Here is a 15,955-nt window from a genome sequence, read left to right on the forward strand (position 1 = left end):
GCGCGGCGGTCCCACCTGACCCCATGCCGAACTCAGCAGTGAAACGCCGTAGCGCCGATGGTAGTGTGGGGTCTCCCCATGTGAGAGTAGGGAACTGCCAGGCTTTAATTTAGCATTGTGTTGCGACAGCAAAGCAACATGAGGCAAGAGTAGCAGAGAGTAGGACAAACTCCATCGGCAACGGGTTTGAACGTCGCGAATTGCGATGGTCCGAAGGGCAAACGGCAGGAAAGCCGTTTATGAGCTGCTAAGTTTGATATTTAAGTTTTATGTCGTAACAGCGATATAAATCAAAGAGAATTCGGTGGTGCGGTAGTTCAGTTGGTTAGAATACCGGCCTGTCACGCCGGGGGTCGCGGGTTCGAGCCCCGTCCGCACCGCCACCTTAATTTAGGGGCGTAGTTCAATTGGTAGAGCACCGGTCTCCAAAACCGGGTGTTGGGAGTTCGAGTCTCTCCGCCCCTGCCAGTTATAAGTTAAGTAGCAACTAGGGTAGTTTATAATATTGGTGATCCATATATGCTACTTGAATTAGATTATTGATAAGGCGCTGACTTTTTGGTCGGTGCCTTTTTTCTAATGGAACTTTGTAAGAAAAACGGATTTGCCGTTACACTAAAAATCCTCTTATGCGAACCTTTTCTCCAGAAATGATCTCACTTGGAAAATTTGTTCCCAAATATTGTCTGGTTTGGTTACACATTTTTCAGTTCTCAATGTTATTCGATCTTATAGCAATAAAACCTTTCTTTCTAATTATCTATTGTCAAAGTGAATTCTTATAGATAACTTTTTAGACTTTTTGGCAATTTTCATACTAGTTAACCCGAATTCTGTTTAAATCGTCACTGAAAAATCGTCTTCTGAATAGAAAACTTTCAGTGATGGTTTCTTCCATTTAAGGCAGTAGGCAATCAAACCGCCTAAAACGGTCAACATAAATCCTTTTATACTTCGGTGGCGCGAATGCTCTATTACACGATCCACAACAGTGGGAATACCCAGCAGACGTTCACCACTTGATTTCTTGGGAATAGTGACACCTTTCACCGGGGGCGGATAATAGCTGCCCGATGATAAGCGGTTCCACAGTTTATATAGATTCCCTTTTAGGTTTGATTCAAAATCCGCAATGGTTCGACCATCTACGCCCGCCGCCCCCTGATTGGCTTTGACCAATAACCCGGCACGGTGCACATCCCTTTTTTCAATGACAAACGGTTTTGCCTTAACCCCAGCATCTCCTCCTGTCTGATAGTTGGATACCGGGCAAGGCTGCTTGACGTGACCCCTTTGCTCCACATTCATTACAAATATTTCCTCACTACTACGAGTCACTCCGCCCCCGTATCACTCATCGGTACTCTCATCACTTGTCAATTTAGTGACTTGCATTTCTCCCTTGACATCGTGATGACGGGTTCCCGCAGTTCCCAGAAAGAGTCCGATACAAAGTCACGCCCACTCTACGCCGGACACCACCTGCGCAGTATTCGGAATTCACTTACAGATTTATCCAGGAAGATAGAAACGCCCCCGGTTTTAATGTCAAATCTCTTCTTTACGACGCGTCCACATGGGTTCGGTTTTACTCGTCTCTTTGTACCCTACCTGCCGAACTATTGTTCGCGCTTTAACCTCAACGCTCACGACCAGCGCTCTTTACGGCAGCCGCTTGAGGGGGGATGAAGCCAGAGCTTCCGACAGCAGACTTCGGTGGACCTGCCACCATCTCTTCCTGAGCTTATGCCACAATCTTACGCTTATTCCTTATGCAGCAAGTTTGTATGCCTGCGGTACACTTTCTATGATAAAATGCTTTGATAACATTATCTTATCCCACTCAGCTTGCATACACGCTTTCATGTTTCGGCGCTTTTTTGTGATGAAAGTGACACCGATTTTGGCTAAATCGTCAGCGAGCTCCTGACTGAGATACCTCTTGTCGGCGTAAAGAGTACCCGTTAATTCTGTTGTTAATTCGCGAACAGGTTCCCGATCATCCACATTATCGGCGGTAACTTTAAGCGCCAGAGTTTCGCCCTGATGGTTAACAACCAAATGTAATTTGAAACCGTAAAACCACCCCATTGAGGTTTTTCCTCGTTTTGCTATCCCCTCAAAAACCTTATGACGGGGAATACGGATGTTATGACAAACCCGCAAACTGGTGGAATCAATTAAAGCAATGCCTGTGGGTTTCCCTTTTAGTTGAGTCAGATAACTGCATAGTGGCACCAAAAAGGAAGGGGCGACACTGACAAAACGAGGATAGCGGAGCAAGGTGGGAAAATCGTTGTGGTGATATTTCCAAATATGTTCTAGATAAAAATTTTTAAAATCACGGTAATGTGACAGATGAAAAAGGATCAAAATGGTCATGATTTCACTGGGATACATGTGACCTTGTCGGTGGCGCAGGCGGTATCCGTTATCGAGGCAAAACGGCTCCCATTGCGGGATGAAAAAACGGCAAAAATCATCGACATCACAGAAAATTTCAACTAACTTATTCATAGCCTGTTCCACCTCAGAGCTGTTTTTGGTGTGCACCAAAACTTTGCTCTTGGAGCAGGCTTCTCGTCAATTTCTTATCCAGAATTCGGGTTAGTTAAAGTCCTTCTGAACTAAGTGTCTAGAGGATATGTACGAATGGATCTTAGCTAATATTTTGATTGTGAAAATTTTCTTCTTAAGAAAAGCTCGGTTTGAAGGATAGGATACCTAAAACGATAAGGTGGGAACACTACGTCTGATTCAGGTTATACTATACGTAAGGATTACTTAGTAAATAGGAGCTATATGTGGGAAGATAGTAAAAGTAATCCCACCTTATGCTCGATCTGAAATTTCTTTCTCCTTTACTATTTTCATTCCTGTTTTCGTATAGTATTGCTATCCATAAATTTTGCAGAACATATATTTGCTAATTAAATGATTTACATGGATGCTTCTTAACCTCTTGTAGGAGTATGTATGATAGGTATTTTTAATAGCTGTTGAATGAATGCTTGCTGATCATTCTTTTGTAGCCATATGGCATATAATGGGCGTTCAATTAGTTCAGTATTTGGATAGGAGACCAGCTCTGGATATTCATTTTGCCAGTGTATTGGTAAGAAGGCGGCTCCTCTTACGCTATTGAGTAGTTGGCGGGCTATATGTGCTGAAGTGGTTGTGATGGTAGGTAACTGCTCACTTTTTAAAATCCGTTGTTCTTGATGATGGAAATCAGCTCCCCATTCTAGCTTGATGTAATTTTTAATTTGGTATTTCAGATTTTCTTCTGTTGTTAATAACTTTAAGCAAATATTTCCTAATAATAGGCTTTGGAACTCATCCATTTTGGGTGGTTCGGTAGTGATCAACAGATCTAACTCACGTGAATGAAGCTGTTTAACAAGGGATTGCCGTGTAGAAACCCGGGATTCCAATCTTAATTCCTGATGTTTTTTATAGAAGCCTTGTAACCAGGAAGTTAAATATGCTTCCCATAGTGATGCAGTGGCACCAATTGTTAATTCAATATGTTGAGAAGCATGCATTATCTCTTTTTTAGCCAATAGCCAGGTGCTCATCAGTGATTCTGCATAGGGAATAAGGCGCTCTCCTGCTGCTGTAAGACGGATGTTATTACGGTGGCGAGTGAAAAGATGAGTACCTAATTGATTTTCTAGTTGGCGTATGCGAAAGCTAACTGCTGATTGCGTCAGGTACAGTGATTCGGCTGCCCTCCCAAAGTGACGAGTTTTACTGACTTCCAAGAAGGTTTTCAGTAATTCAGTGTCCACATATATCTCCAATAATATTTATCGTTAAGATTTAAATTTTTTGTTTTACAGAACGCCAGGCCTATCTAATACTCCGCGCCATAATTGGCATGATAGTAACAGTACTAGAATTAGGAGTGTGTCAGATGGCCGAAAGCTTCATCACGACTAATCGTTTTTTTGATAACAAAAATTATCCTCGCGGGTTCTCCCGCCATGGCGATTTCACCATTAAAGAGGCGCAATTGCTAGAGCGCCATGGTTATGCGTTCAATGAGTTAGATCTTGGTAAACGCGAGCCTCAAACAGAAGTAGAAGAGCTGTTTGTTGCTGTTTGCCGGGGTGAACGGCAGCCTGTGACAATAGAAGAAAAAGTATGGACCAAATATCTTGCAAAGATTAGTCGTCCAAAGCGTTTTCATACTCTTTCAGGCGGTAAGCCCCAGATCGATGCTTCTGATGACTATACCGACACCGATGATTAATATTATCACAAGTTATGAATATTAGGGGCTTTGCCCCTTTTTCATTGCTAACCTGATTGTTTTTGTAATTGTATTAATAATCTGTCCATACTGCGATAGCTTAAGGCTTCCATGATATGTGGTTTTTCTATCTCTTTTTTTTCTTCTAAGTCGGCAAGTGTCCGGGATGTTTTCAGAATTCGGTGCCATGCTCGGATTGAAAGCCCTAGTTTTATTAGAGTTTGTTCTAGAAATACAGCATCGTCAGGTTTGAGCTTACAAAATGTCTCTGTCTCTTTACTATTCAGATGAGCATTAATTTTTCCACAACGTTTTAGTTGTATTTCTCGTGCTGCTAGTACTCTTAATCTTACATCTTTGCTGCTTTCGCTTGGTCTAACAGGGCTACTCAATGTTCCAATGGGTAACAGGGGAACTTCAATTGAGAGATCAAAACGATCCAAGAAAGGACCAGAAAGTTTCGCTAGGTATCGAAGTATTTGCTGAGGACTACTTCGATTTTTAATGCCCTGATGATAGCCTGTAGGGCTAGGATTCATTGCTGCTATCAATTGAACTTGGGCAGGAAAACAAACTTTTGCTCTGGCTCGGGAGATAATTATTTCCCCTGATTCCAGCGGTTCTCTGAGAGCATCAAGGACTCTGCGTTCAAATTCAGGTAGTTCATCTAGAAATAGCACGCCGTTGTGAGCAAGTGAAATTTCACCAGGTTTTGGAAGTCCTCCGCCGCCGACTAGAGCTGCCATTGAAGAACTGTGATGAGGCGCTCTAAATGGGCGTGTATGCCATTGTTCAGGTGGAAGGTAGGTATCCATCAAGCTATTGATAGCGGCAATCTCAAGGGCCTCTTTGTTTGTTAATGGTGGTAATAGACTACATAGCCGGCTTGCCAGCATTGTTTTTCCTGTCCCTGGTGGGCCAAGTAGCAAAAGATTATGTCCGCCTGCGGCTGTGATTTCTAGGGCGCGTTTTGCTTGTTCCTGGCCAATAATATCCTGCAGATCCGGTTGTGATGGTTCTGTTAAGGATTCATGTTGGATTGGTGCTGTCAGCAGTTGTTGTTCTCCCTGAAGAAAGTGACAGATATGCAAGAGATGTTCTGTCATTAACGTTTCATTCTGAGATAAAATTGCCAGCTCCATTGCGTTTTCTGTTGGTAGAATAAGTTGTCTTCCTGCTTCTCCTGCGCTGAGTGCGGCTGGAATTGCGCCGTTAACTTTCCGTAAACCCCCGGATAGAGCGAGTTCACCAAGAAATTCGTAATGACTTAGTTTATTGGTAGGTATTTGTTCTGAAGCGGCTAAAATAGCGATAGCGATTGGCAAATCATAACGGCCACCTTCTTTGGGAAGATCTGCGGGTGCAAGATTGACGGTGATTCTTTTAGGCGGATAGGTAAACCCGCTGTTGATCAACGCGCTTCTGACACGATCTCTTGCTTCTTTTACGGCTGTTTCAGGCAAACCAACTAGGGTTAATCCAGGTAAACCATTACTAATATGCGCTTCAACGGTAACAATAGGGGCGTGAATACCTATAGTCGCTCGGGTATAAATAACAGCGAGGGCCATCCTATTCTCCTTAGTAAGAAAGCGTATATGATGGACTGAAATTAGATAATAAATAGTTTTCTATTATTTTTTTGCGAAGCGGCTCTAATAAATATTTTTCGAAGCAACTATAAAAATTTTATTTTGGAATTTAAATCAAATGATTTTTATTTTATTGATTTAAATGATTTAATTTTTATTATTTTAATGTTTAAATCATTTTATCTATTATTTTTATATTCTTATTTTGAGGTTTTTTTATTATTTTAGTTATGTTTTAAGATTGATTTTTCATTGGTTGAATTTAATTTAAATTCAAATTTATATATATTTTTACAGTGGATGAATTTAGTATGTTATATCATCATGCTTTATTTTTAATGAGAAGTTTTTGTTACTCAAGTGATTAATAACAAGCTCTTTATTTTTGATTATAGTCGGATGATTTGTTTTTTATGTTATCTATTAATGTGTTGTTTTGTTTATATCTAATCAGTTAGTTTTTATCACTTAAATCGGTCTATTTACTGGATAAATAATCCATATAACAAGTATTTAATTGAAAATAAATAGTATTTTTTTATATCGAGTAATAAAACAAAATAAATGTTGTCAAGCTATGAAGAACGTGATAACTCTTAAATATAGATTAAACAAACGAATTAAACGACCAAGATTATGAACACATTTGTCCTAGTGATTAGCCTAATTATTGTCAGCGTGGTGGTGATTATTATCCCACCGTGCGGGGCTGCACTTGGACGAAGAAAGGCTTAGAATAACAGCCAGATCTCTCGAAGACCCCCGCACCGAAAGGCGCGGGGTTTTTTTTTCGACAAGCAAAATCCGGTAGAGACGGAAACATACAACAGAACAAAATCTTGTCTCACAGGGTAAACACAGGGGATATGAAAAATGAACGGGGCGCAGTGGGTTGTAAAGGCATTACGAACGCAAGGGGTTGATAAGGTTTTTGGCTACCCTGGTGGTACGATCATGCCGGTTTATGATGCTTTGTACGATGGTGGGGTGGAGCATTTGCTTTGTCGGCATGAACAGGGGGCAGCTATGGCTGCAATTGGTTATGCGAGAGCTAGTGGTAAGCCGGGAGTTTGTATCGCTACATCGGGACCGGGAGCAACAAACTTAATCACTGGATTAGCCGATGCATTGTTAGATTCTGTTCCTATTGTTGCTATCACTGGTCAGGTTGGTTCTGAATTGATTGGAACTGATGCCTTCCAAGAAGTCGATGTTTTAGGCCTCTCCCTTGCTTGTACTAAACACAGTTTCTTAGTGGACTCACTGGAAGATTTACCTCAAATTATGGCGGAAGCCTTTTCTATTGCCACTAGTGGTCGACCTGGCCCAGTTTTGATTGATATTCCTAAAGATATTCAGTTGAAAGAGGGGAATTTGGTACCACATTTGGTACCCGTTGAGCAAAAGGAGCCCTGCTCGGAAAGTGAATTAGAACAAGCTCGGAAAATGATTGCGGCTGCGGCAAAGCCAGTGTTGTATGTCGGTGGTGGAGTAGGGATGTCTCAAGCAGTTTCTATTCTGCGAGATTTTGTTGTGGAAACAGGTATGCCGGTTGCTTCTACGTTGAAAGGCTTGGGGGCTGCCGATTCAGAACATCCATGTTATCTGGGAATGCTTGGGATGCATGGTTCGAAAGCGGCCAATCTTGCCGTTCAGTCATGTGATTTGTTGATTGCTGTAGGTGCTCGTTTTGATGATCGTGTGACTGGCAAACTCAATACTTTTGCTCCGTGTGCAAAAATCATTCATCTGGATATCGATCCGGCAGAGTTGGGTAAATTACGTCAGGCTCATGTGTCGTTACTGGGGGATGTGAAGGTATTATTGCCCCGTTTGCAACAGCCGTTGTCAATTATGCCCTGGCAACAGGAAGTTAAGTATCTGAAAGCTGAATATCCTTGGTGTTATGACCATCAGGGAGAGAGTATCTATGCGCCTTGGTTATTGAAGCAGGTTTCAGATCGTAAAACATTTAATACGGTTATTACTACCGATGTTGGACAGCATCAAATGTGGACAGCTCAGCATATGACTTTTGATGGGCCTGAAAATTTCATTACATCTAGTGGATTGGGCTCAATGGGATTTGGTATCCCTGCTGCAATTGGTGCTCAGATTGCTCGACCGGAAGATATGGTGATTTGTGTATCTGGAGATGGCTCTTTCATGATGAATGTTCAAGAATTGGGGACAATTAAACGCAAGCAATTACCAGTAAAAATTTTATTGTTGGATAACCAGCGATTGGGAATGGTGCGGCAATGGCAGGAGCTGTTTTTTGATAAGCGATATAGTGAAACGACATTAACAGATAACCCCGATTTTGTCACATTAGCGAAAGCTTTTGGTATTCCTGGGCAACATATCACAGATAAATCACAGATTGATGAAGCGCTGAATGCATTATTCAGCAGTAAGGGTCCTTATTTATTACAGGTATCTATTGAGGAATTAGAGAACGTTTGGCCGTTAGTTCCTCCCGGTGCAAGCAATGAAACTATGTTGGAGAAATCATTATGATGCAGCATCAACTTGCAATCCATGCTCGTTTCCGTCCTGAAATATTAGAGCGTATCTTACGGGTAACGCGTCATCGTGGATTTCAGATATGTTCCATGAATATGGATCAAACAATGGATGGCGATAATGTTAATATCGAATTAATTGTTGCCAGCCAAAAACCGGTTAATTTGTTGTCTTCACAACTGACTAAATTAGTGGATGTCGCTGGCGTCAAGATCCTGCAACAAAAATCACAACTCATACGTGCATAACGTAGAAATAAAGGAATAAGAGAATGACGAAGCAATCCGATTACATTTGGTTCAATGGTGAGATGGTTCCTTGGGCAGATGCTAAAGTTCACGTGATGTCCCATGCTTTACATTACGGTACATCTGTTTTTGAGGGAATTCGCTGCTATGACTCTCATAAAGGGCCAGTGGTTTTCCGCCATCGTGAGCATATGCAGCGTTTACATGACTCTGCAAAGATTTATCGTATGCCGTTGAACCAGAGTGTCGATGAATTAATGGAGGCGTGTCGGGCAACTCTTCGTAAAAATAATTTAGTCAGTGCTTATATACGTCCATTGGTCTTTATCGGTGATGTTGGCATGGGGGTTAATCCACCTGCCGGTTATAAAACTGATGTCATTATTGCCGCCTTTCCGTGGGGAGCTTATTTGGGAGAAGGCGCATTAGATCAAGGAATTGATGCGATGGTTTCTTCATGGAATCGTGCGGCACCAAACACAATGCCAACTGCGGCTAAAGCCGGTGGTAACTACCTGTCTTCGCTTTTAGTGGGTAGTGAAGCTCGTCGTCGTGGGTATCAGGAAGGTATTGCACTGGATGTTTCTGGTTATATCTCTGAGGGTGCGGGTGAAAATCTATTTGAAGTAAAAGATGGCATATTATTTACCCCACCATTTACCTCCGCTGCATTACCAGGAATTACTCGCGATGCCATTATCAAACTGGCGAAAGATTCAGGGCTGGAAGTGCGTGAGCAGGTATTGTCGCGCGAGTCACTGTACCTGGCTGATGAAGTTTTTATGTCTGGCACAGCGGCTGAAATCACACCCGTTCGCAGTGTTGATGATATTCAGGTTGGTATCGGTAGATGTGGACCTATTACCAAAAAAATTCAACAAGCTTTCTTTGGCTTGTTTGATGGTACGACAGATGATAAATGGGGTTGGTTAGATACAGTCAATCCTTAATAGAACTATAAATAATTTAACGGGCGGTTCGTTCCCCGCCTGTTTTGATAACACGGGAGTGAAGATAATGCCTAAGTACCGTTCTGCCACTACGACTCATGGCCGCAATATGGCAGGAGCTCGCGCTTTATGGCGCGCGACAGGGATGACCGATGCAGATTTCGGTAAACCGATTATTGCAGTAGTTAACTCATTTACTCAGTTTGTTCCAGGGCATGTTCATTTGCGGGACTTAGGTAAACTGGTTGCGGAACAGATTGAAGCATCAGGCGGTGTTGCAAAAGAGTTCAATACTATAGCGGTGGATGACGGTATCGCAATGGGGCATGGTGGTATGCTCTATTCTCTGCCGTCACGTGAATTGATCGCTGATTCTGTTGAATATATGGTGAATGCACATTGTGCGGATGCTATGGTGTGTATTTCCAATTGTGACAAAATTACACCAGGAATGCTGATGGCAGCACTACGTCTGAACATTCCGGCGATTTTTGTTTCTGGTGGCCCTATGGAGGCGGGTAAAACTAAATTGTCAGATCAGATTATTAAATTGGATCTGATCGATGCAATGATCCAAGGCGCGAACCCGAAAGTCAGTGATGAGGATAGCAATCAGATTGAGCGCTCAGCTTGCCCAACTTGCGGTTCCTGCTCAGGTATGTTTACTGCTAACTCTATGAATTGTCTTACAGAAGCACTGGGTTTGTCTCAACCGGGGAATGGCTCATTACTGGCTACTCATGCAGATCGTAAGATGCTGTTTCTGAATGCAGGCAAACGCATTGTTGAGTTGACTAAGCGTTATTATGAACAAAATGATGACAGTGCTCTGCCGCGTAGTATTGCAACGAAAGCCGCATTTGAAAATGCAATGATGTTGGATATTGCAATGGGTGGTTCAACAAATACTGTGCTTCACTTACTGGCTGCGGCGCAGGAAGGGGAGGTTGATTTCACTATGGCGGATATTGATCGTTTGTCTCGTCAGATCCCTCATCTATGTAAAGTTGCACCAAGTACACAAAAATACCATATGGAAGATGTTCATCGTGCTGGTGGTGTGATCGGTATTTTAGGTGAGCTGGATAGAGCGGGTTTGCTGAATCGTCAGGTTAAAAATGTTTTGGGTCTGGATTTGTTACAAACGCTTAATCAGTACGATGTGATGCAGATGGTAGATGAGTCAGTGAAGGAGATGTATTCGGCAGGCCCTGCGGGTATCCGTACTACTCAGGCATTTTCACAAGATTGTCGCTGGCCTTCGTTGGATACTGACCGTGTAGAAGGGTGTATTCGCGACATTGAACATGCCTATAGCCGGGATGGCGGTCTTGCTGTTCTATTTGGTAATTTGGCTATAGATGGTTGTATTGTAAAAACCGCCGGGGTTGATGAGGGCAGTCTGACGTTCCGTGGGCCAGCCAAAGTTTACGAAAGTCAGGAAGATGCGGTTGATGCGATCTTGGGTGGAAAAGTCGTTGCTGGTGATGTAGTGGTCATTCGTTATGAAGGGCCAAAAGGTGGGCCTGGCATGCAGGAAATGTTGTATCCGACGACTTATCTAAAATCTATGGGGCTAGGCAAAAGCTGTGCATTGATTACCGATGGGCGTTTTTCTGGTGGTACCTCGGGTTTGTCGATCGGTCATGTTTCTCCGGAAGCGGCTAATGGGGGGCTAATCGGTTTGGTTCAAGATGGCGATATTATTGATATTGATATTCCACGGCGGAAAATTCGACTTGATGTAGATGAAAGGGTACTTGCTACCCGTAAAGAAGTGGAATTTGCCCGCGGTGATAAATTGTGGACGCCGAAAGCTCGTGAACGTCAGGTATCGTTTGCCCTGAGAGCTTATGCTTCATTGGCGACCAGTGCGGATAAAGGGGCCGTCCGTGATAAATCTAAGTTAGGGGGATAATCGCATGGCTGCATTTCTTCCCTTAACTTCCGCACCAAATGGTGCAGAGTATTTGAAAGCGGCATTAAGTACGCCGGTTTATGAAGTTGCTCAGGTGACGCCCTTGCAGGAAATGGAGAAAATTTCTGCCCGCTTAGGAAATACTATTTTGGTAAAGCGGGAAGATCGGCAACCTGTTCATAGTTTCAAGCTCCGTGGTGCGTATGCCATGATTGCAGGTTTGACTGAGGAACAAAAAAACCGGGGAGTGATTACTGCGTCAGCCGGTAACCATGCTCAGGGGGTTGCACTTTCTGCCAATCGTTTGAGAATAAAATCTCTGATTGTTATGCCGGTTACTACCGCGGATATTAAAGTCGATGCAGTCCGTAGTTTCGGTGGTAAGGCTCTGTTGTATGGTGCTAATTTTGATGAGGCTAAAGCTAAAGCAATAGAAATGGCACAACAGGAGGGCTATACCTTTATTCCTCCATTTGATCATCCCGCTGTAATCGCAGGTCAGGCAACACTGGCGATGGAACTTTTGCAACAGGATGTGCGCTTGGATCGCATCTTTGTACCTGTTGGTGGTGGTGGCTTGATTGCTGGAGTGGCAGTGTTGATTAAGCAACTGATGCCAGAAATTAAAATCATTGGGGTGGAAGCGGAAGATTCAGCTTGCCTGAAAGCGGCGATGGAAGCTGGACATCCGGTAGATTTACCACGAGTTGGCTTATTTGCTGAGGGTGTTGCTGTTAAGCGTATCGGTGATGAAACATTTCGTTTGTGTCAGCAATATGTGGATGATGTTATCACGGTAGACAGTGATGCTATTTGTGCGGCGGTAAAAGATCTGTTTGAAGATGTACGTGCGATTGCTGAGCCATCCGGTGCATTGGCGCTAGCTGGATTGAAAAAGTATGTTCAGCAGCATCAACTTAAAGGTGAACGACTGGCACATATTCTTTCTGGCGCTAACGTGAGCTTCCACGGGTTACGCTATGTCTCTGAGCGTTGTGAATTGGGCGAGCAGCGGGAAGCATTGCTGGCAGTGACTATTCCTGAACAGAAAGGGGGGTTCCTGAGTTTTTGCCAGAAATTGGGCGATCGGGTGGTAACAGAGTTTAATTATCGTTATACGAATGCAGATCCTGATCAGGCTTGTCTTTTCGTTGGTGTTCGCCTGAGTCGTGGTGAGGTAGAACGGCGGGAAATTATCGAGGAATTACGTACCGCAGGATATCAGGTTGCTGATCTTTCAGATGATGAAATGGCGAAATTACATGTTCGTTATATGATCGGCGGTCGTCCATCTAAGCCATTGAAAGAGCGCTTGTTTAGTTTTGAATTTCCTGAATCGCCAGGGGCTTTGCTCAAGTTCCTACAAACTTTGGGAACTCACTGGAATATTACGTTATTCCATTATCGCAATTATGGTACAGATTATGGCCGGGTATTAGCGGCATTTGAATTGTCAGGAGCGGAAGTGCGTTTTAAGCGTCATCTTGATGCATTAGGCTATGCGTATCACGATGAGACGGATACCCCCGCGTTTAAATTCTTTTTAATGTGCTAGGCGTCTGAAGCAGCCGGAGGTTGATCGGTGTCTTGGTAATGAAAAAACATGTTCTATAAAACGACAAAATAGCGCCTGGATAAGGTGCTATTTTGACAAGATTTAATATTCGCCTAGGTTCCACTGGAAAGAGCTCTATAATAAATTCTTTGATTATTGTGCTATTTCTTTTCTCCAACAGTGGGTTTTGCCAACCAGATAAAGATCAGCAAGATCAGAAAAATAAAGCCAAATAGCCAATAAATCTCGTTAGCAGCAATAATCAATCCCTGATTGGTGATTTCACGTGCCAGAGAGTGACTGACTTGGGCGTGTGACATCCCTAGTTGTTCCATTTTTTCATAGGCTTGTTGGGCAATAGGATTATGGGGAGTTATCGATTCAGTTAACTGAACGTGGTGGACAGCTTCGCGACGGGACCACATGGTGGTGGTAATTGAAGTACCTACGGATGTTGCCAGCGTGCGTAAAAAGTTGAACAAGCTACCGGCAGAGGCAATTTTAGCGGGTTCAACGTCAGATAATATAATGGCTGTTAGTGGCATAATTAAACAGGCGATAGCAAAGCCCTGAATAAATTGTGGCCAGGCAGCGGTGGCAAAGTCCATTGATAGCTCAAAGGTATTCGTTCTCCAAAAGAAACAGAGTGCAAAAATGATAAAGCTAAACATAACCAAATAACGCATATCAATTTTTGAACTAAAACGACCAATGAGTGGAACGAGCATTATCGGCACTATTCCTAATGGAGCCATTACCAATCCTGCCCAAGTGGCTGTATAACCAAATACCATTTGCAATAGTTGAGGCTGCAAAACCAGAGTGCCTATATGGAGTAGGAAAGCAAAACTGATACATAAAGTACCGATAGTAAAATTACGTGATTTAAATAGTGATAAATCAATGATCGGATCATCATCGGTGAATTCCCAGATGATCAGGAAAGTTATGGCAATAACTGCGATAATGGCTAATGCAATAATTTCTGTTGAGTTGAACCAATCAAGCTCTTTTCCTCTATCAAGCAATAGCTGAAAACAACCAACACCGATGACCAATAAAATTAGTCCTACGATATCAATTGACCTAGCTGTTGTTTCAGTTTCCCGGTCTTTTAACAGCATCCAGGTGATAGCAATGGCAACAAAGCCAACAGGAACATTGATGAGAAAGATCCATCCCCAATGGTAATTGTCGCTGATCCAACCGCCGAGTATCGGACCACAAACCGGAGCGATAACGATAGTCATTGACCACAGTGCCAATGCCATATTGCGTTTTAGCGGAGGATAGTTGTTGAGTAGTAAACTTTGCGAAAGGGGCATAATTGGCCCGGCTGAGATACCTTGCAGAATACGGAAAATAATCAACATTTCTAGGTTATTGGCAATACCGCACAGCCAGGAAGTGATAACAAACAAGATCATTGAAATTAAGAAAACCCGGACTTCCCCGAACCGTTTTGCTAACCAGCCTGTTAATGGGATAGAGATCGCGTTAGCAACAGCAAATGAAGTAATTACCCAAGTACCTTGTGATACTGATGAACCCAGATCTCCAGCAATTGTTGATATTGCAACGTTAGCAATAGTCAGATCCAATATTTGTAAAAAAGCGGCTAATGCTAAAGCCAGGGTTAGCCAGCCAAGTTTGGCTCCTGATAATGGCTCTTTTAGCATGTTAACCTCACTTATTTTGACTGGTATTAACTTGAATGATTTCGTTAATTAGCTGATCAATTTCTCCGGTGTTGTAAGTTAAGACGTTGGTTTCATAAACAATGCCATTACGAGGCGTGTCGGCAAGCACCAGACCATCCCGATTTCGGGTATCAACCGTGGCGTGCATGGATAAACCGATGCGTAAAGGATGATCGATAAGTTGTTGTGCTTCTAGTTCAACACGGACAGGTAAACGTTGAACCACTTTGATCCAGTTACCGGTGGCATTTTGTGCTGGTAATAAAGAAAATGCACTGCCAGTTCCCATATCAAGACCAACGATCTGACCTTTATAAATGACATCATTGCCATAGAAATCGCTAATCAGTGTTACGGGTTGACCAATACGGACATTGGCGAGTTGAACTTCTTTAAAGTTAGCTTCGACCCAAAGTTGGTCAGCGGGTACGATAACCATCAATGGAGCGCCACTTTTTATTTGTGAGCCTACTTGAACACTGCGGCGTGAAACGTATCCTGTTACCGGCGCTACAATCTGGGTGCGCTGTAAGGTTAACCATGCATCGCGGAGTTGGGAAGCGGCCAGTTTAATGGCAGGTTGTTGATTTAATGGGGTGTCTATAACTAGTGCTTTGTTAGCATAATATTGTTGTCGGGCAACATTTAGCTCAGATTTTGCCATTTGCACGCTATTGCGGGAATGAATCAGATTTTCTTTGGCGATAGCACCTGTGAGTCCCAAATGTTCACGTCGTTTTAAATCATCTTGAGCCTGTTGTAATGCCGTTTGTTTGAGCGCAATATTAGCTAATAGTTTTTCATTATCAATAATGGTTTGGTGAGTTTGTCTGACATTATTAGCCAATATATTTTTCGCTCGCTCAAAAGCATGTTCCGCATCAATAGAGTCTAAACGTAGCAAAATATCGCCTTGCTGAACGAAGTCGGTATTATCAGCATAAATAGCGGTTACGCTGCCGGTGATCTGGGCCATTACTTGTACCTGATTACCAACAACGTAAGCATCATCAGTTGCTTGATAATGACGTAATGAAATAAGCCAATAGGCGAAGTAACCTAACCCGGCAAAAATAAATAAGAGAGTTGCGAGGATCAGTGTTAACTTACGTTTTGACTTTTTCTCATTAAGCGGAGGTGATTGTATTTCTCCGTCCATGTGTTCTCTCCCATCACAGTGATTAAAAATAAATTCGTCTTAATTAATGTGC

The 15,955-nt window shown here is 42.8% G+C and carries 11 protein-coding genes, 2 tRNA genes, 1 rRNA gene and 2 pseudogenes; 10 read left to right on the forward strand and 6 right to left on the reverse strand.

What is annotated here, in order from left to right; genetic code table 11:
* The 3 genes from rrf to ACGF5R_RS17515 all read left to right on the forward strand — a co-directional run.
* Window positions 1-103, forward strand: a 5S ribosomal RNA gene (gene rrf, locus ACGF5R_RS17505); the annotation flags it as partial.
* 203 nt (window positions 104-306) lie between these two features.
* Window positions 307-383 (forward strand) — tRNA-Asp (locus tag ACGF5R_RS17510).
* A 9-nt stretch (window positions 384-392) separates the two neighbouring features.
* Window positions 393-468 (forward strand) — tRNA-Trp (locus ACGF5R_RS17515).
* A gap of 369 nt (window positions 469-837) precedes the next feature.
* Here the strand turns inward: ACGF5R_RS17515 and ACGF5R_RS17520 are convergent.
* From ACGF5R_RS17520 to hdfR, 3 genes and pseudogenes are all read right to left on the reverse strand, one after another.
* Window positions 838-975: pseudogene (locus tag ACGF5R_RS17520) on the reverse strand (IS982 family transposase); the annotation flags it as partial.
* 822 nt (window positions 976-1,797) lie between these two features.
* Window positions 1,798-2,517: pseudogene (locus ACGF5R_RS17525) on the reverse strand (IS982 family transposase); the annotation flags it as partial.
* A 437-nt stretch (window positions 2,518-2,954) separates the two neighbouring features.
* On the reverse strand, window positions 2,955-3,791 hold the full coding sequence (gene hdfR / locus ACGF5R_RS17530) for an HTH-type transcriptional regulator HdfR (RefSeq protein ID WP_112877338.1): 837 nt from the start codon (window positions 3,789-3,791) through the stop codon (window positions 2,955-2,957).
* A 125-nt stretch (window positions 3,792-3,916) separates the two neighbouring features.
* On the opposite strand from hdfR, the gene ACGF5R_RS17535 reads away from it, so the two are divergent.
* Complete coding sequence (locus ACGF5R_RS17535; RefSeq protein WP_112877337.1) at window positions 3,917-4,255, forward strand: DUF413 domain-containing protein; 339 nt, start codon at window positions 3,917-3,919, stop codon at window positions 4,253-4,255.
* Between the two features lie 47 nt (window positions 4,256-4,302).
* On the opposite strand, the gene ACGF5R_RS17540 is transcribed toward ACGF5R_RS17535, so the two are convergent.
* Window positions 4,303-5,826, reverse strand: a complete 1,524-nt coding sequence (locus tag ACGF5R_RS17540; protein WP_112877335.1) for a YifB family Mg chelatase-like AAA ATPase — start codon at window positions 5,824-5,826, stop codon at window positions 4,303-4,305.
* Window positions 5,827-6,483: 657 nt separating this feature from the next.
* Between ACGF5R_RS17540 and ilvL the strand changes: the two genes are divergently transcribed.
* From ilvL to ilvA, 6 genes are all read left to right on the forward strand, one after another.
* A complete protein-coding gene (gene ilvL / locus ACGF5R_RS17545; protein WP_071647081.1) occupies window positions 6,484-6,582 on the forward strand; it encodes an ilv operon leader peptide in 99 nt (32 codons plus the stop codon).
* A gap of 138 nt (window positions 6,583-6,720) precedes the next feature.
* Window positions 6,721-8,367, forward strand: coding sequence for an acetolactate synthase 2 catalytic subunit (ilvG, locus tag ACGF5R_RS17550; protein ID WP_112877334.1), 1,647 nt, complete (start codon window positions 6,721-6,723; stop codon window positions 8,365-8,367).
* Entirely contained in the window at window positions 8,364-8,621 is a 258-nt protein-coding gene (ilvM, locus tag ACGF5R_RS17555; protein WP_011148754.1) for an acetolactate synthase 2 small subunit, read from the forward strand. The genes ilvG and ilvM overlap by 4 nt, the downstream gene beginning before the upstream one ends.
* 23 nt (window positions 8,622-8,644) lie before the next feature.
* Complete coding sequence (locus ACGF5R_RS17560) at window positions 8,645-9,571, forward strand: branched-chain amino acid transaminase (RefSeq protein ID WP_387691994.1); 927 nt, start codon at window positions 8,645-8,647, stop codon at window positions 9,569-9,571.
* Window positions 9,572-9,638: 67 nt separating this feature from the next.
* Window positions 9,639-11,489, forward strand: a complete 1,851-nt coding sequence (ilvD, locus tag ACGF5R_RS17565) for a dihydroxy-acid dehydratase (protein WP_112877331.1) — start codon at window positions 9,639-9,641, stop codon at window positions 11,487-11,489.
* A 4-nt stretch (window positions 11,490-11,493) separates the two neighbouring features.
* Window positions 11,494-13,044 (forward strand): threonine ammonia-lyase, biosynthetic, encoded by a 1,551-nt coding sequence (gene ilvA, locus ACGF5R_RS17570; protein ID WP_387691997.1) that lies wholly within the window; start codon window positions 11,494-11,496, stop codon window positions 13,042-13,044.
* A 161-nt stretch (window positions 13,045-13,205) separates the two neighbouring features.
* Here ilvA and ACGF5R_RS17575 read toward each other — a convergent pair whose 3' ends face one another.
* Both ACGF5R_RS17575 and emrA read right to left on the reverse strand, forming a co-directional pair.
* Complete coding sequence (locus ACGF5R_RS17575; protein ID WP_262980497.1) at window positions 13,206-14,723, reverse strand: DHA2 family efflux MFS transporter permease subunit; 1,518 nt, start codon at window positions 14,721-14,723, stop codon at window positions 13,206-13,208.
* A 7-nt stretch (window positions 14,724-14,730) separates the two neighbouring features.
* Window positions 14,731-15,903, reverse strand: a complete 1,173-nt coding sequence (gene emrA, locus ACGF5R_RS17580; RefSeq protein ID WP_112877327.1) for a multidrug efflux MFS transporter periplasmic adaptor subunit EmrA — start codon at window positions 15,901-15,903, stop codon at window positions 14,731-14,733.
* Window positions 15,904-15,955 lie beyond the last annotated feature (52 nt).

This window comes from Photorhabdus sp. RM71S, from assembly GCF_042879355.1.
GTDB classification, from domain to species: Bacteria; Pseudomonadota; Gammaproteobacteria; order Enterobacterales; family Enterobacteriaceae; genus Photorhabdus; species Photorhabdus kayaii.